Below are 19,673 nucleotides of genomic sequence, written 5' to 3' on the forward strand. Positions count from 1 at the left end.
CGTCAGAGGATCCGGCCCCATCTTCATAGCGAAATTCCGGTGGAGGCGAAACCGGAGAGAGGAAGTCCGGCCGAAGGATTCCGCGACGTGGTTTATGTCGACGGGGCGATCCTCGCCGCCGGCGGGCGATTTGCCGCGCCGCGGATGGCGAGGAATGTTGCGGTGCGGGCAAAAGGCGGGTATGCAACGGCGCGTCGTCCGCGATCGCCGGACGCGGGGTGCAGCAGGCAAGGAAGTCTCTCGATGGCGCAGCCCAGTTCGACGGTTCCGGTCGGGTCCGTCTTCTTCAGCAACGACGCACCGTTCAGCCTGATCGCCGGCCCGTGCCAGATGGAAAGCCGCGCCCACGCGCTGGAGATGGCCGCCGCGGTCAAGGAGATCGCCGGCTCCCTCGGCATCGGCGTGGTGTTCAAGAGTTCGTTCGACAAGGCCAACCGCACCTCGCTCAACGGCAGGCGCGGCATCGGGCTGGTCGATGCGCTGCCGGTCTTCGCCGAGATCCGCGACACGCTCGGCCTGCCGGTGCTCACCGACGTGCATGCGGCGGAGCAATGCGCCGCGGTCGCCGAGGTGGTCGACGTGCTGCAGATCCCCGCGTTCCTGTGCCGGCAGACCGACCTCCTGGTCGCTGCGGCGCGCACCGGGCGGGTCGTCAACGTCAAGAAGGGCCAGTTCCTGGCGCCCTGGGACATGAAGAACGTGCTCGCGAAGGTGGTCGAATCGGGCAATCCGAACGTGCTGCTGACCGAGCGCGGCGTGAGCTTCGGCTACAACACGCTGGTCACCGACATGCGTGCGCTGCCGATCATGGCGGCGACCGGCGCCCCGGTGATCTTCGACGCCACCCATTCGGTGCAGCAGCCGGGCGGGCAGGGCGCGTCCACGGGCGGCGACCGCAGCTTCGTCCCGGTGCTGGCGCGTGCCGCCGTCGCGGTCGGCGTCGCGGGCCTGTTCATCGAGACACACGACGATCCGGACAATGCCCCTTCCGACGGCCCCAACATGGTGCCGCTGAAGGACCTCGCGGGCCTGCTGCGCCAGCTCAAGGACATCGATGCGGTGATCAAGGCGGCCGGCGCCTAGGCCAAGCCGGCGCCGCGGTCGCGGGGATAGCGAACCATGAAGATTTCGATGATCGGAACGGGCTACGTCGGACTGGTCTCCGGCGTGTGCTTCGCCGAGTTCGGCTTCGACGTCACCTGCGTCGACATCGACGCGGCCAAGATCGAGCGGCTCAACCGGCTGGAGGTGCCGATCTACGAGCCGGGCCTCGACGAGGTGCTCGCCCGCAACCACGCCGCGGGCCGGCTGACCTTCACGACGGATTTCGACGCGGCGGTGGCGAGTTCCGACGTGGTCTTCATCGCGGTCGGTACGCCGTCGCGGCGCGGCGACGGCGAGGCGGACCTGACGTATGTGTTCGATGCCGCCCGGCGCATCGCGCGCGCCATGAAGCCCGGCGCGGTGGTGGTGATCAAGTCGACGGTCGTCGTCGGCACCTGCCGCAAGGTGAAGGAAATCATTGCCGCCGAGCGACCCGACGTCGACTTTTCCATTGCCTCCAACCCCGAGTTCCTGCGCGAGGGCTCGGCGATCGAGGACTTCATGCGGCCCGACCGGGTCATCGCGGGGGTCGAGGACGAGCGCGGCGAGGCGGCCCTGCGCCGGCTGTATCGGCCGCTCAACCTGCGCGAGGCGCCGCTGGTGGTCTCGTCGCTGGAAAACGCCGAGTTGACCAAATACGCGGCCAACGCCTTCCTGGCGATGAAGATCACCTTCATCAACGAGATCGCCGACCTGTGCGAGAAGGTCGGTGGCGACGTGCAGAGGGTTGCGACCGGCATCGGCCTCGACAACCGCATCGGCTCGAAGTTCCTGCATGCCGGGCCCGGCTACGGCGGGTCCTGCTTCCCCAAGGACACCACGGCGATCGCTGCCACCGCACGCAAGCTGGGCGCGCCGCTGCGCCTGATCGAAACCACCATCGAGGTCAACGAGGCGCGCAAGAAGGCGATGGCACAGCGCGTGCTCGCCGCGCTCGGGCCGCAGACGGCGGGCAGGATCGTCGCCGTGTTCGGCGTCGCCTTCAAGCCCAATACCGACGACGTGCGCGACGCGCCGTCGCTGGTCATCATTCCCGAACTGCAGAAGGCCGGCGTCACCGTCAGGGCGCACGATCCGGAAGGGCGCGCCCAGGCCGAGCCGCTCCTGCCCGGCGTGGTCTGGTGCGAGGGGCCCTACGAGGCCGCCGAGGGCGCCGACGCGGTCGCCGTGCTGACGGAATGGAACGTCTACCGGGGACTTGATCTCGGCAAGCTGAAGGAGTGCATGGCCGGCCGGATGGTGGTCGACATGCGCAACATCTATCGGCCTGAGGAGGCCGCAGCCGCGGGGCTGCGCCACATCGGCATCGGCAAGCCGCCTGCCGGCGACGCCTGATCCTTTCGACCCGCCGGGGCGCCTTGGGCCTCCGGACCGCCACCATGTCCCGCGCCGGAGCGCGCCGGACCCACAGGGAGTAGAACATGACGGCCATCGTCGACATCACCGCCCGGGAAATCCTCGACAGCCGCGGCAATCCGACCGTCGAGGTCGACGTCCTTCTGGAAGACGGTGCCTTCGGCCGCGCCGCCGTGCCCTCCGGCGCCTCGACCGGCGCCCACGAGGCCGTTGAGCTGCGCGACGGCGGGGCGCGCTATCTCGGCAAGGGCGTGCAGAAGGCGGTCGACGCCGTCAACGGCGAGATCTTCGACACGGTCGGCGGCCTCGACGCAGAGGACCAGATCCAGATCGACCAGGCGATGATCGACCTCGACGGCACGCCCAACAAGGCGCGCCTCGGTGCCAACGCCATCCTGGGCGTGTCGCTCGCGGTCGCCAAGGCGGCGGCCCAGTCGGCCGGCCTGCCGCTGTATCGCTACGTCGGCGGCACCTCGGCCCGGCTGCTGCCGGTGCCGATGATGAACATCATCAACGGCGGTGCCCATGCCGACAACCCGATCGACTTCCAGGAATTCATGATCATGCCGGTCGGCGCGAGCTCGCTGGCCGAAGCCGTGCGCATGGGCGCGGAAGTCTTCCACACGCTCAAGAAAGCGCTGCACGACGCCGGCCACAACACCAACGTCGGCGACGAGGGCGGCTTCGCGCCGAATCTGGAATCGACCGATGCGGCCATCGGCTTCGTCATGAAGGCGATCGAGAAGGCCGGCTACACGCCGGGCGAGGACATCCATCTCGCCCTCGATGCCGCCTCGACCGAGTTCTTCAAGGACGGCAAGTACGTGCTTGCCGGCGAGGGCAAGACGCTGGCTCCGGAGCAGATGGCGCGCTACCTGGAAGACCTGGTCGCCCGCTACCCGATCATCTCGATCGAGGACGGCCTGGCCGAGGACGACTGGGACGGCTGGAAGGCGGCGACCGACCTCATCGGCACCAAGTGCCAGCTGGTCGGCGACGACCTGTTCGTCACCAACTCGGCGCGCTTGCGCGAGGGCATCGCCCGGGGCGTCGCCAACTCGATCCTGGTCAAGGTCAACCAGATCGGCTCGCTGACGGAGACCCTCGACGCGGTCGAGACGGCACACAAGGCCGCCTACACGGCCGTCATGTCGCACCGCTCGGGCGAGACCGAGGACGCGACCATCGCCGACCTGGCGGTCGCCACCAACTGCGGTCAGATCAAGACCGGCTCGCTCGCGCGCTCCGACCGGCTGGCCAAGTACAACCAGCTGATCCGCATCGAACAGGAGCTCGGCCCGCAGGCGCGCTACGCCGGCCGCTCGATCCTGAAGGCCTGACCGGCGCGGGCCGAAGCCGGCCGCTCCCGAACCGCAAGCCCTCCGCCGCTTCGGCGGAGGGTTTTTCATGACCGGCGTCTACGCTTCGGCCGGGCTTTCGGCGCGGGTTTCGTCGGCGTGGCGCAGGGCGGCGGCGATGGTGTCCGCCGGTTCCGCGCCGATGATGGCGAAACGCCCGTCAATGATGAAGCAGGGCACGCCGGTGACGCCCATCTCGCCGGCCTGGGCGATCTGACGCTGCATCTTGTCGAGGTCGGAGTCCGTCTCCAGCAGCTGTTCGACAAGGTCCGATTCCATGCCCGTGTCGCGCGCGACCTCGACCAGAGTCTCGGATTTCGACAGGTCGCCGCCCTCGACGAAATAGACCTGGAACAGGCGCTCGACGACCTCATTCTGGAGGTTGTCGGCGCGCGACCACAGGATCAGTCGGTGGCTGTCGAGCGTGTTGGGCGAGACGGAGATCTTCTCAAAGGCGAAGGGGATGCCTTCGTCCCGCCCAGCCTGCCGGACCCGCTCGTAGGCAGCCTCGGCGCGCTGAGGACCGCCGAACTTCTCGTCGAGATAGGTCTTCCGATCCTTGCCTTCCTTGGGCAGGGACGGGTCGAGCTGGTAGGGATGCCAGCGCACCTCGATGGCGAGATCCGGCACGGCGCGGATCGCGGCCTCCAGCCGGCGCTTGCCGATGAAGCACCACGGACACATGACGTCGGAGATCACGTCGACGACGAGGGGGGATTTGTCGGACATCGCGCAGGCTCCGCTGGTCGGAAAGGCAACAGCCTTGACACATAGCGCGTTTGCGCCGCCGGCGCCACGCCGGGGCAACTTTGCCGGCGCGCCGGGGTCACAGGGCGGTGCGGCCGAGTATGGCATCGATTCGGGCCCGCAGCCTGTGGCCGGCCTGCTCGTTCTTGAACACCGCCACCGGTCCGCGTCCTTCTACGGCGCAGACCAGATCCTCCTCGCGGCTGGTCGCATCGGCGATCGACAGGATCGTGCCGGCGAGGTCGCCGGCCAGGGATGCCGCCTCGACGGCCTCCGTCGTCAGGCGCATCTCGGCGAGGTCGAGGCCGCGCGCGACGACCGCCTGCCGAGCCCGGGCGAGATAGGCGTCATAGAGCGACTGCGAAATTCCGCCGGCTGCGGCCTTGCGCAGCAGCCAGATCCGGCTTTCGGCCAGAAGCCGATCCGCGAGCCGCCGACGCTTGCCGAGTCGGATGGCGGCGGCAAGGCGGCCGGCCAGCGTTTCGCGTGTCATGGCGCCGTGGAAGACGTCGTTCGCCCCGGCCCGGAACAGGCCGGCGATGTCGTCCCAGGCATCGCAGAAGGCGAGGATCGGCAGGCGGGCGAAGCGCGGGTCGCGGAGGATGCGCTCGATCAGATAGGCAGCCTCGTCCGCCGAGGTGTCGAGGATGGCGGCGTCGAAGGCGCGCTGCGACAGGTAGGTCTCGGCCATGTCGGCAGTGAAGGCGCCGACGATCTCGACGTTGCGCCGGCGGGCGTCGTCAAGGTCAGCGAAGCGGCGGCCCAGACCGACGACGAGGAGGCCCGAGGTGCCCTGATGATGCGGCGCGCTGCCGTAGTCGGGCAGGCGGCCGAACACGATGCGGCGGATGCGCGCTTCCTCGGCGCGCAGGATGGCACGCTGCAGCGCGCACAGCATTCTGAACAGCGCGTCCGGCGGGATTGCCGCCTCGACGATGGCATGCGCCCTGGGCAGGCCTGCGAGCGGCGAATCGCCCGCGCACAGGACCACGACGGGAACTTCGCCGGCAAGGCCTGCGATGCGCGCCCCGATCCGCGCCAGGCCGGCGTCCGGCAGGTAGGCAGTCAGATCGATCACCACCGCGCAGGGCAGGGGGCCGGCGCCGGCAGCGAAGTCCTCGGCCGCCGCGTCGACCTCCTGCGGCCAGCCCGGGACGGCGGTGGGCGAGGGTACCCCGCCGGCGCGCCAGAGCGGCCCCTGCCAGAGCAGGGCGCTGTCGCCGTCGGGATCGGGCTCGCTCACCGCCTCACGCCACGGCCGCGGCCAGGCGCTGGACGCGCAGGGCCAGACGGGCACGGTCGATCGTTCCGTCCTCGTGGCGCGGCAACACCTGCAGCATCAGCACCCTGAGCGGGATCTTGGCGAGGTCGACGCGTTCGGCATCCAGATAGGCGAAGAAGGCCCTGGCGTCAGGCGTCGCACCGGGGTTGGGTACCAGAGCCGCGTACAGCCGAGCGCCCAGGACCGGATCCTCGACCAGGAATGCCGCCGCTTCGCGCACCTCCGGATAGGCCTGGTAAAGCAGATCGAGTGCCTCGAGGTCTCCGGCACCGGGGGCGTTTTCGCCCGGGATGCCGAAACCGGCAATGCCGCCGTCGACCCTGGTCACCGAAATGCCCGTTCGAAGAAAGCCGCTGGCATCGAGTGCCAGACCTCCGTCATTGCGTCCGCCTGCCGTCCAGCCGGTCTCAGGCACCATCGGTCCGCGCACCGACAGGACCGGCGGCCGGCCGTCCTCGCCATCTTCCGCCTTCAGTTCGACCAGCGCAGGAGCGTTCTCGGACCCGGACGGCGCGCTGGCGGCGCCGAGCGCGGTCGGATGGATGCGCGCCGACTTGCCGCGCAGGCGCGCGACCAGGGCATATTCGTCGGCAACATGAAGATCGACCAGCGTGTGACTGGGCACGAAGGTCGCGGCCTGGGGGGCGGATATGCTCCAGGCGGCGACCACGGTGGTCTTCCTGCAGGCGAGCCTGGCGTCCAGGGTCTGGGCCAGCGGACCGGGCAGCAGGACGTAGTCGGCCTCGACCGCGTCGGCATGGGCGGCAAGCCGCGACAGCGCGGTGGGGTGGTGCAGGTGCAGCGTGCCGCTGGACAGAAGCCAGGGCAGCAGGCCGGCGCCGATGCCGGTCAGGCCGCTGAGCGCATAGGGCACGAGGATATGGGCGCCCTCGTCGAGCCGCGTTTCCAGGAACGGCATGAAGCCGGCGGCGATCCACTGGTTGTGGCTGCGCGTCACCGGCATCGGCGTCCGACCGCCGCGCGACCAGGTGATCGTCGCGGTATGTTCGGCGGCATCCGGCCGCTTCAGGTCGGGGGCCATCAAGCCGTCGCCCATTTCGGCCAGCATCGGACCGAGCTCGATCAGCCCGTCCGGGATCTCCTTGCCGAGACCGAATACGAAGCGCAGGCTGAACAGTTCCGCCGCCACGTCGCGGGCGGCATGGCCCATCTGGCGCGTTTCGAGCCGGTCGGCCGCGACCAGACCCTTGGCGCCGATGCGGTTGAGCGCCTCCAGGACGTCCTTCTGGCGCCAGTGCAGCGGCAGCGGCGTGACGATCAGCCCGGCGCGCAGGGCGGCGAGGAAGGCGATCACGGCGTCGACCGTGTTGGGTGCGTGAAGGCCGACGACATGATCGGTGGCCAGTCCGACCGCCGCATAGAAGCCGGCGAGGCGCTCGATCTCCTGCTCGGCCTCGGCATAGGTCAGGCTCCGCGGCTCGCCGCCGGTCCACTCGGAGCGGTCCGGCGCGTCGACGATGGCGATCCGGCCGGGATGAGCCTGCGCGGTCTTACGGAACAGGGCGTCCAGCGTGACCCGCCCCCACAGACCGTTGGTCCTGTGTCGATCGATCGTTTCAGCAGGGGTGACTATCATGGGACATATCCGTTGGCGCGAGCCTCAGTCGGCCGCCTCGGCAGACCACCAGGTGTCGAACTGGTAGCCGTAGAGCGGGAAGGTGTCGGGTGCGGCGATGCGGGTCCAGTGCCCCAGCCATTCGCCCGGCGGATGGAACAGCGGCACCGCATAGGCGCCGGACACCAGCACCCGGTCGAAGGCGCGCACGGCGGAGACGAAGTCTTCCCGGGTGCGCGCGCCGACCATGGCGTCGATCAGGGCGTCGACCGCCGGGTTCTTCGCGCCCGTGATGTTGAACGAGCCGGGCGTGTCGGCGGCACTCGTCGACCAGCGCCCGTACTGCTCGCCGCCGGGCGACAGGGAGGCCTGCCAGGTGTTGAACACCATGTCGAAGTCGAACTTGATGCGCCGGTCCTCGAACTGGGACGGATCGACCGTGCGGACCAGAACCTTGATGCCGATCAGGTCGAGGCTGCGGGCATAGACGAGCGCCAGCTTTTCCTCGTCCTCGTTCTTGGTCAGGATCTCGAAGGCGAGCGGCGTGCCGGCGGCGTCGGCGAGGATGCCGTCCTTGAGCGCGAAGCCGGCCGACTGCAGCAGCGACAGCGCGGCGCGCAGCACCTTGCGGTCCCGGCCGGAACCGTCCGTCTCCGCCGGTCGCCAGGATCCCTCCAGTACGTCCGCATCGACGGCGTCGGGGAACGGCGCCAGCAGTTCGCGTTCGCGCGCATCCGCCGGCCGGCCGATCGAGGACAGGTCCGAATTGTCCCAGTAGCCGGCGGTGCGCCGGTACAGGCCGGAGTAGAGATTGCGGTTGACCCATTCGAAATCGAACAGCATGGCCAGGGCGCGGCGTACCCGGACATCGGAGAACAGCGCGCGCCGCGTGTTGAAGGCCATGCCCTGCATGTTGGCCGGCGTGCCCTTGGCGATCTCCTTGCGGACGACCTTGCCCTCGCGCGCGGCCGGAAAGTCGAAGCCGTTGAGCCAACGCGCCGGGTTGTTGAAGCCCAGCACGTCGATCAGTCCCTTGCGGAAGGCCTCGTTCAGCGTCGTCTCGTCGCGATAGTACTCGACGCGGATCTCGTCGAAGTTGTCGAAGCCGCGCTTGGCCGGCAGATCGCGCCCCCAGTAGTCGGGATTGCGCCGGTACACCACCCGGCGGCCGGGGTCGATCTCGGCGAAGACATAAGGCCCGGTGCCGAGCGGCGGCTTCAGCGTCGACCGGTCGAAGGTGTCGGGGTCGGTCGCCGTCCTGGAAAAGATCGGCGCCAGCGCGATCAGCAGCGGCAGTTCCCGGTTCTCGCCGTCGCGGAAATGGAACTTTACCGACCGCTCGCCGGTGACTTCGGTTCGCACGATCTCGGCATACCAGTTGCGGAACGGCGGCCGGCCCTTGTCGCGCACGATCTCGAGGGAGAAAATCACGTCGTCGACGGTGACCGGGCTACCGTCGGAAAACCGGGCTTTCGGATTGAGGATGAACTCGATCCACTCGCGGCTGTCGGGCAGGCGCACGCGTTCGGCCAGGTGACCATAGAGCGTGAACGGCTCCGCGTTGGAGCGGATCATCAGGCTTTCAAGAACGTTCTCGCCGAACTGGCGCTCCTTCATGCCGCGCGCGCTGGTCCAGCCGCCCTGGACGATGAAGGGATTGAGACTGTCGAAGGTGCCCTGCACGCCGAGCCGCAGAGTGCCGCCCTTGGGGGCGTCCGGATTGGCGTAGGGAAAAGCGGTGAAGTCCGCCGGCAGCGCCGGCTCGCCGTGCATGGCGATCGCATGGACGGCCGGCACCTCGTCTTCCTGGGCCTGCAGGCCGTGGCCGTCCAGGGCCAGGACGCAGGCCAGCCCGAGCGCGACGCAGCCCGCCGCCAGCCGGCGGCGCAAGGCTGGCGCGCGTCGACGGCAGGACGGGAACAGGCGCATCGTCATGTCTCGGCAGGGCCCTTGCTTCGCTGGTCTTGATTCTCTGGCGAATGCTATCACACCGCTTCCGCACAGGCGTCCCGTCTCGCGCCGGCAGCGCTGGAAATTCTCTGGCGATGCAGTTAAACATGGGCGCGCGCGATCCGGGCCACCCTCTTGCCGCATTCATTGTGCAACGGGTGTTTCCATGGAGGGACGAGGCCTGCCTTGGCCGAGGCATGGAACGTGAGAGGCGAGGGGTTCCCTCAGGACTGCGAACGCACAATCGAGGATGTTTCGAATGAAGAGTTTTTTCAACAGGGGACTGGCGGGTTGCGCGGTCGCCGCGCTGGCGGTCCTCGGGTCTGTCGCCGTGGTCCAGGCACAGGGCGCGGAAGAGGAATCCCCCTGGGTCAAGGTGTGCAACACCGACCCGAACGTGAACAAGGAGATCTGCCTGATCACCCAGGAACTGCGCACCAACACGGGCCAGTTCCTGTCCTCGGTCGCGGTCCGTGAGATTTCCGGCGAGGCGCGCAAGACGCTGCTGATCGCCGTTCCGACCGGCATGCTGATCCAGCCGGGCCTGCGCGTGCAGATCGACGGAGGCAAGCAGACCGAAGCCAAGTACGGCATCTGCTTCCCCAACGCCTGCTATTCGGAACTGGTCATCGACGATGCCTTCGTCGCCTCGCTTAAGAAGGGCGGCAAGCTGATCCTGACCACGCTCAACCAGCAGGCCAAGCCGGTGCCGCTGGAGCTGACGCTGGCGGGCTTCACCAAGGTCTATGACGGCGCGCCGATGGATGTCGCCGAAGTGCAAAAGAAGCAGCAGCAACTCCAGGACGAACTGCAGAAGCGTGCGGACGAGGCGCGCCAGAAGCTGATCGAGAAGCAGCAGCAGGCCAACTGAGTCCGGCCTTTCGAACCACGAAAAACGCCGCATCCCCCGGATGCGGCGTTTTTCGTTGCGGGTCGCAGAGGTCAGTGCAGGTCGACGGTGCGCGGCAGGTAGGAGCCGTCCGACTGTTCCTCGAAGATCTCGTCGACCTGGGGATGGCGGATCGGGTCTCCGGTCTCGTCGGGCACGAGGTTCTGCTCGGAAACGTAGGCGACGTACTCGGTCTCCTCGTTCTCCGCGAGCAGGTGGTAGAATGGCTGGTCGCGCGAGGGCCGCACGTCCTCGGGAATGGCGTTCCACCATTCCTCGGTGTTGTTGAAGGTCGGATCGACGTCGAAGATGACGCCGCGGAAGGGATAGATCCGATGGCGCACGACCTGGCCGATCTTGAACTTGGCGGTACGCATTCCGGTCACCGTGCCCAAGACCCCCGCACGTCGCCGGCGGGGGCCCGTGGAAGTCATCGCTCGGGCCGGAGGGATCCGGCCGCAGTCAGGCGATCATAATAGGTGACTGTCTAGAGACCGTAAACCTCGGCAAGCGCCGGATCCTTGGACGCCACCAGGCGTGCGAGGTCGACGATCACCTTGGCCTGTTTCCAGGTCGCGTCGTCCTGCATCTTGCCGTCGATCATCACCGCGCCGGTGCCGTCGGGCATGGCGTCGAGGATCTTGCGGGCGAAGGCCACTTCGGACGGATCGGGGCTGAACACGCGCTTGGCGATGTCGATCTGGGTCGGATGAAGCGACCAGGCGCCGAGGCAGCCCATCAGGAAGGCGTTGCGGAACTGGGCCTCGCAGGCGAGCGGGTCGGAGAAGTCGCCGAACGGACCGTAGAAGGGCTTCAAGCCGGCCGACAGACAGGCGTCGACCATCTTGCCGACCGTATAGTGCCACAGGTCCTGCTGATAGGCGGTGCGCGCGCCGCCCTCGCCGGCGTCGGACAGCACGGCGTAGTCGGGATGGCCGCCGCCGACGCGAGTGGTCTTCATGCCGCGCGAGGCGGCGAGGTCGGCGGGGCCGAGGCTCATGCCGTGCATACGCGGTGAGGCGGTGGCGATGGCCTCGACGTTCTTCACCCCTTCCGCCGTCTCCAGGATGGCGTGGATCATGATCGGCCGGGAAATGCCGGCGCGTGCCTCGAGCTGGGCGAGCAGCTGATCGAGATAGTGGATGTCCCAGGGGCCTTCCACCTTCGGCAGCATGACGACGTCGAGCTTGTTGCCGACCGCGGGCACGATCTCCAGCATGTCGTCGAGGAACCAGGGGCTGTTGAGGCAGTTGACGCGGGTCCACAGGCCGGTCTGCGCGAAGTCGTTGTCCTCGGCCATCCTGATGAAGCCGCGACGGGCGTCGAGCTTGGCGTCGGCGGGAATCGCGTCCTCCAGGTTGCCGAGCACCACGTCGACCTGGGCGATCAGGTCCGGCACCTTGGCGCGCATCTTCTCGATGTGCGGCGGCACGAAATGGATCATGCGCTCCAGGCGCACGGGCAGGTCGCGGAACGGCGCCGGAGCGCCGATGGCGAGCGGCGAATAAAAGGCGCGGGGCGTTTTCATGTGCTCTCCCTGTCCAAGTACCGGCGGACCTGCCGGACTGCGCATCGGGCAAGCCTATAGCGCTTTCGCTGCGCTGCAACCATTCCCCGAAAGGTGCAGGGCAGGCTCAGCCGGTCGCCCATTTGCGGTGGATCCACATCCACTGGTCCGGGTGCTCGCGGATCCATTCCTCGAAGAGGGCGTGGATCGCGGCGGTCGCCTGGACGATGTCGTCCTGGCGATCGTCGGTGACGGGCACATGCAGGCAACGGCCCTCGACGCGGAAGCGGACGCCGCGCGTGCGCACCACGCGGCCGACGATGATCGGCACGCCGACCGAGCGGGCAAGGCTGGCCGGCACGGGTGTCGCATAGGCTGGCCGGCCGAAGAAGGGCACCTGGATGCCGCGTACTTCGCGCAGGTCGCCCATCAGTGCCACGATGCCGCCCTGACGCAGGATGGCGATGAGCTTGCGAGCGGTTTGGTGGCCCTTGGAGTAGAGGCCGGCCTTGTAGAGATCCCTGCGCATGCTCCGCAACAGCGCGTCGGAGCGGGGATTGGTCAGCGCCTGGTACACGCCGGCGATCGCAAGCCCCTGGCGCACCGCCGGCTGCACGCACAGTTCCCAGTTGCCGGTGTGCAGCGACACGAAGATGCAGCCCGAGCCGGAGGCGAGGATGCGTTCGGTTTCGGGGTCCGGAACTGCCTCGAAGCGCGCGTCCTGGACGAGCAGGCGGTCGATGTGGAAAGTCTCTGCGGCGACCCTGCCGAGGTTGCTCCACATGCCGCGCGCGATCGCCTCGCACTCCACGTCACTTTTTTCGGGAAAGGCCACTTTCAGATGCTTAAGTGCACGCTTGTGGCGCTTGTTGAATGGCGCCAGGCTGCGCCACAGGAAGCCCATGGCCGCGGAGGCGGCGTCGACCGGTATCAGCCTGAACAGGGTCACCACCGCGATCAGGGCCAGCCATTCGATGCGGTGGCGCACGGCAGCAAGAAGGGAGCGAGGAGGCATGCCGGTCCGGATCCGTTCGGTGAGCTGTGACGTGCCAGGGTACGGCGCCGGCGCGACAGCCGTACAATTGACCGTGTCCAGAGAACAGGTTAGGCGTCATTACCCAAGCCTATGCCGCGATGCAAGCAACCTCTGCCATCCCGGACACGCCTGAAGCCGCCGGCCACGGACCCATCCATGCAAGACGTCATCTCGCTCGCGTTTCCGTTCTTCGGCCTGATCTTCCTCGGTTTCGCGGCGGGCAAGATCCGCAAGATCCCGGCAGCCGGCATGGAGTGGATGAATTTCTTCATCATCTATATCGCGTTGCCGGCGCTGTTCTTCCGGCTGCTGTCGGAAACGCCGATCGAGCAACTGACCGACCTCACCTACGTGGCGACGACGACCTTCACCACCTACACGGTGTTCGCCATCTCCTTCTGCATCGGCGTGCTGGCGACGCGCGGCGCGATTCCCGAATCGACCATCCTCGCCTTCGCGGGATCCTATTCGAACATCGGTTACATGGGACCGGGGCTGACGCTCGCCGTGCTCGGTCCGGCTGCGACCGTGCCGACCGCCTTCGTGCTGTGTTTCGACAACACGCTGATGTTCATCCTGGCGCCGCTGATGATGGCGATCGGCGGTACCGACAGGAAGCCGCTGCTGGAGACCATCCGCACGGCGGTGCTGCGGGTGATCCTGCATCCCTTCATCCTTGCCACCATCGCCGGCATCTTCGCCGCTGCGATCGAATTCGAGCCGCCGGAGGGAATCGCCACCATGCTGCGGTTCCTCAGCAATGCGGCCGCGCCCTGTGCGCTGTTCGCCATGGGGGTCACCGTCGCCCAGCGCCCGGTCGGCAAGATCCCGGTGGAACTGCCGGCGATCTTGGTGGTCAAGCTGATCGTCCACCCGGTGCTGGTCTACCTGATGTTGCGCTGGATCGGCGGCTTCGATCCGGTCTGGGTGGCGACCGCGGTGCTGATGGCCTGCCTGCCGCCGGCGACCAACGTCTTCGTCATCGCCCAGCAGTACCAGGTCTACATGAGCCGGGCGTCCACCTTCGTGATGATCGGCACCATGGCCTCGGTCGTGACCGTGACCGGATTCATCTGGGCAATCACCCACGGCTATCTGCCGGCCGGGTAAATACGCTAGCCGGCCGCGCGCCACACCGGCGGGGCCAGCCGCGCGGCCCGCGGCGTGATGCCCTCGCGCATCAGCAGGCGCCGCAGCGGGCCGATCCGGCCGGCGAGATAGAGCCCGACGCTGCGCAGCGCCTGCACGGGCAGAAAGCCGGACAGCAGCGAACGGTTCAGCAGGTCGACCGCGGCCGTGCGGCTGGCGATGTCGCTGCGCCGGGTGGCCTCGTAGCGGGCGAGCACGGCGGCGCCTCCGATGTCCTCGCCGCGCCGACGTGCCCGATCCACTGTTTCCACCAGATCCGCGACGTCGCGCAGGCCGAGGTTGAGGCCTTGGGCGCCGATCGGCGGAAACACGTGCGCGGCCTCGCCGACCAGCGCGCAGCGGGCTGAGGCCACAGACGTCGCGACGAGGCCGGACAGGGGATAGAGTTGGCGCGTGCCGGCGATCGTGAACGCCCCCAGGATCGAGTGGGCACGGCGCTCCAACTCCCGCGCCAGCGCCGCGTCGTCGAGCGCGGCGAGCCGGTCTGCGGTTTCCGGTTCGACCACGCAGACCAGCGACGACATGCAGCCGGGCAGGGGCACCAGCGTGAACGGGCCCGTCGGGGTGTGGAATTCGGTCGAGATGGTGCTGTGCGGGCGGCTATGGTCGAGATTGAGCACCAGCGCCTTCTGCGGATAGGTCCAGCGCCGCGTCGCGATGCCGGCGGCCTCGCGCACCAGCGATTCGCGTCCGTCGGCCCCCACCACCAAGCGGGCGGCGACGGCGGTGCCGGAGGCGAGCGACAGGTCGACCCGGTCGGCGCCGGGGCGGACTGAGGCGGCAGTGTCCTGAAGCCAGGTCAGCCCCGATTCGGCCTCGACCGCGGCCATCAGCACGGCGTTGAGATCCCGGTTGAGGATATTGTAGCCGAAGGCCTCCAGGCCGAGTTCGGCGGCGTCGAAGGTGACCTCGGGCGCCCGGATCAGCCGGCCGGTGTCGTCGATCAGGCGCATGTGCGCAAGCGGGGCCGAGCGGGGCTCCAGCGCGTCCCACAGGTCGAGCGAGCGCAGCAACCGGACGGAAGCCTCCAGCAGCGCGGTCGTGCGGGCGTCCTGAAGGTTGACCTGCGGAGCGACCAGTGCGGTCGCGAACCCGCGTCGCGCGAACAGGAGGGCGGCGGTCATGCCGGCGGGCCCGGCGCCGATGACGGCGACATCGAAACGAGTGGGGGCGGAGGAGGCTGGGGACATGGTCTTTGGGCCGTGACTGGTTTCCTGTTGGCGCTGACAATGGGGCATCCGTGCGTATTTGCAAGGCTTTGACCTGCCGCAATGCCGCCGCCCGACGGCCGTAGTAGCGCTGTGCGGCCACAGGTCGCGGCCTTCGCGGCGCCGCAAAGAGCGCGCTTGCAGCTGTTTGGGCGTACAAGGGTGTTGCGCTGGCGGCGAGTCTTCTGGAAGCTCCATGGGAAGCGATTGAACCGGCATGACCGCGATCTCGAAAACGGAAACCGCCCCCGTGAACCCCGACAGCGGAGCACTGCCCGCATCCAGCCGGAAGGCACGGGTTCTGGTCATCCTGCTGGCCGGTAGCCTCGCGCTCGTCGGCTGGGCCTACCTGGCGGCCATGGTTGCCGACATGGTTCCGGTCATGGACATGACCGAGGCGGGACCCGGAATGGGGCTGTTCAACGCGTTCAACCTGTTCGCCGGCCTGTCCGCCGAGGCACGGGCGGCGCTCGCCGTCCTGTGCCTGCCGGGCGAGGTGGCGACCTTCGGCATGCCGGCCGAGACCTGGGGCGCGTCGGATTTCGGTATTGTCTTCCTGATGTGGCTGATGATGACGCTGGCCATGATGCTGCCCAGCGCGGTGCCGGTGATCGACGCATTCGTCTCCCGCACCGGCGCATCGGCGCGGTCCGGCGCAGTGCTGTCGACCGCCGCGTTCCTGATTGCCGGCTATCTGTCGGTGTGGGCCGCCTATGCGCTGGTCGCCACCCTGGCGCAGTGGGGCCTCACGCTCGCCGGCATGATGTCGCCGATGATGGCGCCGGCGAGTCTGGTGCTGTCGGGGACGACGCTGGTCGCCGCCGGTCTCTACCAGTTCACGCCGGCCAAGCAGGCCTGCCTTGTGCGCTGCTGGGTGCCGCGCTGGCAGATAGCGGGCTCCGGTCGGCCGACCTTCGTTTCCCTGTATGGCGAGGGCGTCGCCCAGGGGCTCGCCTGCTTCGGTTGCTGTTGGGCGCTGATGACCGTGATGTTCGCCGTCGGCGTCATGAACATCGTCTGGATCGCGCTGCTCGGTATTATCATGATAGTTGAGAAAAATATTCCAAGTAGCTTGCTTTACAGAGCAATAGGCGTCTTTCTTCTCGTCTGGGGCGGGTTCCTGATCGCGGTTGCCACCGGCATGCTCGGCTGACGCGGCGCCAGGGGTCAAAAAGACCCTGTTCCCACAGTCGCGAAATTGAAATAATACCGGGCTGTCGGCGGAGCTGCCGCATGATCGGGCGTGCCGGACGGGCCTGTGGCGCCCGGCGCGGGAGGCCGTTCGATTTGCGCGGAACCGGCCGTTTTCCAGCCCGCTCCGGCATGCGACGTCGTTTCTTGCCCGACGAACAGGGAACCGCAGTCTTGACCGACATCACCCCCGACAAGGACGTTCCCGAACCGGCCCTGTTCCTCATCCATGTCCTGACCGCCTCCGGCGCGCCGATCGCTCTGATCGCGCTGCTGGCGGGCGCGCGCGGCAACTGGGCGGAACTGTTCGCTTGGCTGGGGCTCGCCCTGGTGGTCGACGGCATCGACGGTCCGCTCGCCCGCCGGTTCCAGATCGCCAAGCGCCTGCCGCGATGGTCGGGCGCCTCGCTCGATTTCGTCATCGACTACGCGACCTACGTGTTCCTGCCGGCCTTTGCCCTGTCCGCCAGCACCATGCTGGACCAGCCGTGGAACTGGATTTGCGGCGGCCTGGTGGTGTTCACCGGCGCACTCTATTTCGCCGACAACGGCATGAAGACGCCTGACGGCGCATTCAAGGGCTTTCCGGCCGGATGGAACATGGTCGTGTTCGGCCTGATGGTGCTGTCGCCGTCGCAGGGCTTCACCATCGGCTTCGTTCTGCTGTGCTGCCTGTTCACCTTCCTGCCGGTCCGGTTCGTGCATCCGGTCCGCGTCGTCCGCTGGCGTCCGCTCACGCTCGCGGTGACGGCGGCCTGGTTCGTCGCGGCGGCCACAGCGGTAATCGACGGCATGGTTCTTTCCGGCCTCTCCGCATGGATTCTGGCCTTGTCCAGCTTCTATCTTCTGACAGTATCGGCCATTCATCAGGCGCTGGAGCGCTACATCTGAGCGCAGACAAGCGGCCGGAACAGACCATCGGGAGACAGACGACATGATCCAGGCAATTCGCATCCACCGCACCGGCGGCCCGGACGTGCTGCAATGGGAACAGGTGGAACTCGGCGAGCCCGGCCCGGGCGAGGCACGCATCCGACACACCGCGATCGGACTGAACTTTCTCGACACCTACTACCGCACCGGCCTCTATCCCGCGCCGAATGGCCTGCCGCTGATTCCCGGCAACGAGGGCGCCGGCGTGGTGCTGTCGGTCGGGCCAGGCATCAGCCATGTCGCGCCCGGCGACCGGGTCGCCTATGTCGGTCCGCTCGGAGCCTATGCCCAGGAGCGGCTGATCCCGGCGGACCGGCTGGTCAAGGTGCCCGACGGCATCGACGACAAGACGGCGGCCGGCATGATGCTGAAGGGCATGACCGCGCGCTACCTGCTGCGGCGGACCTTCAAGGTGACGGCGGAGACGACGCTGCTGTTTCATGCCGCAGCCGGCGGCGTCGGCCTGATCGCCGGCCAGTGGGCGGCCCATCTGGGCGCGACGGTGATCGGCACGGTCGGCTCCGACGACAAGGCCGAGCTCGCCAGGGCGCACGGCTACGCCCATGTCATCAACTACCGCAGCGAGAACTTCGTCGAGCGGGTGAAGGAGATCACCGATGGCAAGGGCTGCGACGTGGTCTACGATTCGGTCGGCAAGGACACCTATCCGGGCTCGCTCGACTGCCTGAAGCCGCTCGGCATGTGGGTATCCTTCGGCCAGTCCTCCGGCCCGATCACCGACTTCAACCTGGCGCTTCTCGCTCAGAAGGGGTCGCTGTTCGCCACGCGACCGACGCTGTTCACCTACATCGCCGCGCGTTCCGACCTGGAGGAGACGGCGGGGGACCTGTTCGACGTGGTCGGTTCCGGCGCCGTGACAATCGAGGTCAACCAAGAGTACCGCCTGGCCGATGCCGCTCAGGCGCACCGCGACCTGGAGGGGCGCAAGACCACCGGCACCACCGTGCTGCTGCCCTAGGAGCGAGGGGGGTGGCGTGGACAGGGCTCGCAACCTCTATGCGCCGGCCATGCGCTACTTTTCGGCCGTCGCCGAGGCGGGATCGATCCGCGCAGCGGCGCGCAGCCTCAATGTCGCCTCCTCGGCGGTGAACCGCCAGATCCTGTGGCTGGAGGAGGCGCTCGAGCTGCAGCTGTTCGAGCGCGTCGGCCGGCGCCTGCGCCTGTCGGAAGCGGGCGAGATCCTGCTCGCCCATGTCCGGCGCACCTATTCCGACTTCGAGGGCACCATCGCCGAACTCGACGCGCTGAAGGGCCTGCGCCGCGGCACGGTCGCCATCGCCACGGTGGAAAGCGTTGCCGAGGCGATCCTGCCGGCGGTGATCGGTTCGTTCCGCAAGTCCTACCCCGGCATCCATGTCTCGGTCACGGTGACCAGTTCAGCCAGGGCTGCCGCCATGGTCGAGGCCGGCGAGGCGGACGTCGGCTTCACCTTCGATCCGCCGCAGACCTCGGCGCTGACGGTCGCCTTCCGCCACGAGCTGGTGATCGGCGCGGTGATGGCGCCGGGCCATCCGCTCGCGGCCAAGGACGACCTGACGCTCGCCGACTGCCTGCGCTATCCGGTGGTGCTGCCGGCCGAGGGGCTGTCGCTGCGCACCCGGCTCGACGCCGCACTGGCGCGCATTCCCGGCAAGCTGCGCACCTATGTCGAGGCCAATTCGCTGAGCTTCCTGCGCGCGCTCGCCCGCGGCGACATCGCCATCGGCTTCCAGACCAAGATCGGCCTGGAGCCGGACCTTGTGCGCGGGTCGCTGGTGTTCAAGCCGCTGTCCGACGCGCCGCTGCAGCACGACCGGCTCAGCGTCGTGACCTCGTCGATGCGCGCGCTGGCCCTCGCGCCCGGCATGTTCTTCGATCATGCCGTGAGCGCCTTGCGGGAACATCTGCCCGTTATTGATGCCATTTAGGCATCGAAGCGCGCAGGAATCGGTTCTATTGTCACTCGACGTTTTCGGGCAACCTGTAGTGAGGTGGCGAAGTGCCTTCGGCCGCCGGCAGACGAAAGAGGGGAGAGAATGGGGCGTTTGACGACGCATGTGCTCGACACCGCATCGGGGCGGCCGGCTGCGGGTCTGACCATCGAGTTGTGGGCGGTCGAGCCAAAGGCCTCACGCCTGCGCACGGTCGTCACCAATGCCGACGGCCGCGTCGACGGGCCGATCCTGGAAGGCTCCGAATTCGGTCCGGGCGTCTATGAACTGCGCTTCTTCGCCGGTGCCTATCTGAAGGCATCGGGCGTCGATCTGCCCGAACCGCCGTTCCTCGACGTCATTCCGATCCGCTTCGGCATCGCCTCGGCGCGCGAGCACTACCATGTGCCGCTGCTGCTGTCCCCCTACGGCTACTCGACCTATCGCGGGAGCTGA

18 protein-coding genes are annotated in these 19,673 nt (G+C 68.0%); 10 read left to right on the forward strand and 8 right to left on the reverse strand.

The annotated features are described in order from the left end of the window. The first annotated feature begins 243 nt into the window (after positions 1 to 243). From kdsA to eno, 3 genes are all read left to right on the forward strand, one after another. A complete protein-coding gene (gene kdsA, locus SL003B_RS11275; protein WP_041375500.1) occupies positions 244 to 1,083 on the forward strand; it encodes a 3-deoxy-8-phosphooctulonate synthase in 840 nt (279 codons plus the stop codon). A 36-nt stretch (positions 1,084 to 1,119) separates the two neighbouring features. Then, positions 1,120 to 2,439, forward strand: a complete 1,320-nt coding sequence (locus SL003B_RS11280) for a UDP-glucose dehydrogenase family protein (protein ID WP_013652974.1) — start codon at positions 1,120 to 1,122, stop codon at positions 2,437 to 2,439. A gap of 86 nt (positions 2,440 to 2,525) precedes the next feature. Then, positions 2,526 to 3,800 carry a phosphopyruvate hydratase gene (eno, locus tag SL003B_RS11285; protein ID WP_013652975.1) on the forward strand — a complete coding sequence of 425 codons (1,275 nt, stop codon included), beginning with the start codon at positions 2,526 to 2,528 and terminating at the stop codon, positions 3,798 to 3,800. Between the two features lie 78 nt (positions 3,801 to 3,878). On the opposite strand, the gene SL003B_RS11290 is transcribed toward eno, so the two are convergent. From SL003B_RS11290 to SL003B_RS11305, 4 genes are all read right to left on the reverse strand, one after another. Next, positions 3,879 to 4,547: a DsbA family oxidoreductase gene (locus SL003B_RS11290; protein ID WP_013652976.1), complete on the reverse strand. Its 669-nt coding sequence runs from the start codon at positions 4,545 to 4,547 to the stop codon at positions 3,879 to 3,881. Positions 4,548 to 4,644: 97 nt separating this feature from the next. Further along, positions 4,645 to 5,808, reverse strand: coding sequence for a hypothetical protein (locus tag SL003B_RS11295; RefSeq protein WP_013652977.1), 1,164 nt, complete (start codon positions 5,806 to 5,808; stop codon positions 4,645 to 4,647). Between the two features lie 4 nt (positions 5,809 to 5,812). Further along, positions 5,813 to 7,444 (reverse strand): AMP-binding protein, encoded by a 1,632-nt coding sequence (locus SL003B_RS11300; RefSeq protein WP_013652978.1) that lies wholly within the window; start codon positions 7,442 to 7,444, stop codon positions 5,813 to 5,815. A gap of 24 nt (positions 7,445 to 7,468) precedes the next feature. Beyond that, positions 7,469 to 9,358 (reverse strand): extracellular solute-binding protein, encoded by a 1,890-nt coding sequence (locus SL003B_RS11305; RefSeq protein ID WP_242390238.1) that lies wholly within the window; start codon positions 9,356 to 9,358, stop codon positions 7,469 to 7,471. Positions 9,359 to 9,632: 274 nt separating this feature from the next. Between SL003B_RS11305 and SL003B_RS11310 the strand changes: the two genes are divergently transcribed. Next, the gene (locus tag SL003B_RS11310) at positions 9,633 to 10,244 is read left to right on the forward strand and encodes an invasion associated locus B family protein (protein WP_013652980.1); all 612 of its coding nucleotides are present in this window, start codon (positions 9,633 to 9,635) and stop codon (positions 10,242 to 10,244) included. A 71-nt stretch (positions 10,245 to 10,315) separates the two neighbouring features. Here SL003B_RS11310 and hspQ read toward each other — a convergent pair whose 3' ends face one another. From hspQ to SL003B_RS11325, 3 genes are all read right to left on the reverse strand, one after another. Continuing rightward, positions 10,316 to 10,639 (reverse strand): heat shock protein HspQ, encoded by a 324-nt coding sequence (hspQ, locus tag SL003B_RS11315; protein WP_041375501.1) that lies wholly within the window; start codon positions 10,637 to 10,639, stop codon positions 10,316 to 10,318. 110 nt (positions 10,640 to 10,749) lie between these two features. Beyond that, positions 10,750 to 11,790 carry an HpcH/HpaI aldolase/citrate lyase family protein gene (locus SL003B_RS11320; RefSeq protein ID WP_013652982.1) on the reverse strand — a complete coding sequence of 347 codons (1,041 nt, stop codon included), beginning with the start codon at positions 11,788 to 11,790 and terminating at the stop codon, positions 10,750 to 10,752. A 106-nt stretch (positions 11,791 to 11,896) separates the two neighbouring features. Continuing rightward, positions 11,897 to 12,784, reverse strand: coding sequence for a lysophospholipid acyltransferase family protein (locus tag SL003B_RS11325; protein WP_013652983.1), 888 nt, complete (start codon positions 12,782 to 12,784; stop codon positions 11,897 to 11,899). Between the two features lie 177 nt (positions 12,785 to 12,961). Here SL003B_RS11325 and SL003B_RS11330 point away from each other — a divergent pair, with 177 nt between their 5' ends. Beyond that, entirely contained in the window at positions 12,962 to 13,915 is a 954-nt protein-coding gene (locus tag SL003B_RS11330) for an AEC family transporter (RefSeq protein ID WP_013652984.1), read from the forward strand. Between the two features lie 5 nt (positions 13,916 to 13,920). Here SL003B_RS11330 and SL003B_RS11335 read toward each other — a convergent pair whose 3' ends face one another. Then, positions 13,921 to 15,192, reverse strand: a complete 1,272-nt coding sequence (locus SL003B_RS11335; RefSeq protein ID WP_422613593.1) for a UbiH/UbiF family hydroxylase — start codon at positions 15,190 to 15,192, stop codon at positions 13,921 to 13,923. A 220-nt stretch (positions 15,193 to 15,412) separates the two neighbouring features. On the opposite strand from SL003B_RS11335, the gene SL003B_RS11340 reads away from it, so the two are divergent. The 5 genes from SL003B_RS11340 (at position 15,413) to uraH (ending at position 19,673) form a co-directional block, all read left to right on the forward strand. Then, positions 15,413 to 16,315 (forward strand): DUF2182 domain-containing protein, encoded by a 903-nt coding sequence (locus tag SL003B_RS11340; RefSeq protein WP_242390240.1) that lies wholly within the window; start codon positions 15,413 to 15,415, stop codon positions 16,313 to 16,315. 212 nt (positions 16,316 to 16,527) lie between these two features. Continuing rightward, positions 16,528 to 17,244: a CDP-alcohol phosphatidyltransferase family protein gene (locus SL003B_RS11345; RefSeq protein ID WP_013652987.1), complete on the forward strand. Its 717-nt coding sequence runs from the start codon at positions 16,528 to 16,530 to the stop codon at positions 17,242 to 17,244. 43 nt (positions 17,245 to 17,287) lie between these two features. Then, complete coding sequence (locus SL003B_RS11350) at positions 17,288 to 18,265, forward strand: quinone oxidoreductase family protein (RefSeq protein ID WP_013652988.1); 978 nt, start codon at positions 17,288 to 17,290, stop codon at positions 18,263 to 18,265. A gap of 16 nt (positions 18,266 to 18,281) precedes the next feature. After that, on the forward strand, positions 18,282 to 19,214 hold the full coding sequence (locus SL003B_RS11355; RefSeq protein ID WP_013652989.1) for a LysR family transcriptional regulator: 933 nt from the start codon (positions 18,282 to 18,284) through the stop codon (positions 19,212 to 19,214). 108 nt (positions 19,215 to 19,322) lie between these two features. Next, positions 19,323 to 19,673, forward strand: a complete 351-nt coding sequence (uraH, locus tag SL003B_RS11360; protein WP_041375503.1) for a hydroxyisourate hydrolase — start codon at positions 19,323 to 19,325, stop codon at positions 19,671 to 19,673.

Source organism: Polymorphum gilvum SL003B-26A1 (genome assembly GCF_000192745.1).
Classification (GTDB): domain Bacteria; phylum Pseudomonadota; class Alphaproteobacteria; order Rhizobiales; family Stappiaceae; genus Polymorphum; species Polymorphum gilvum.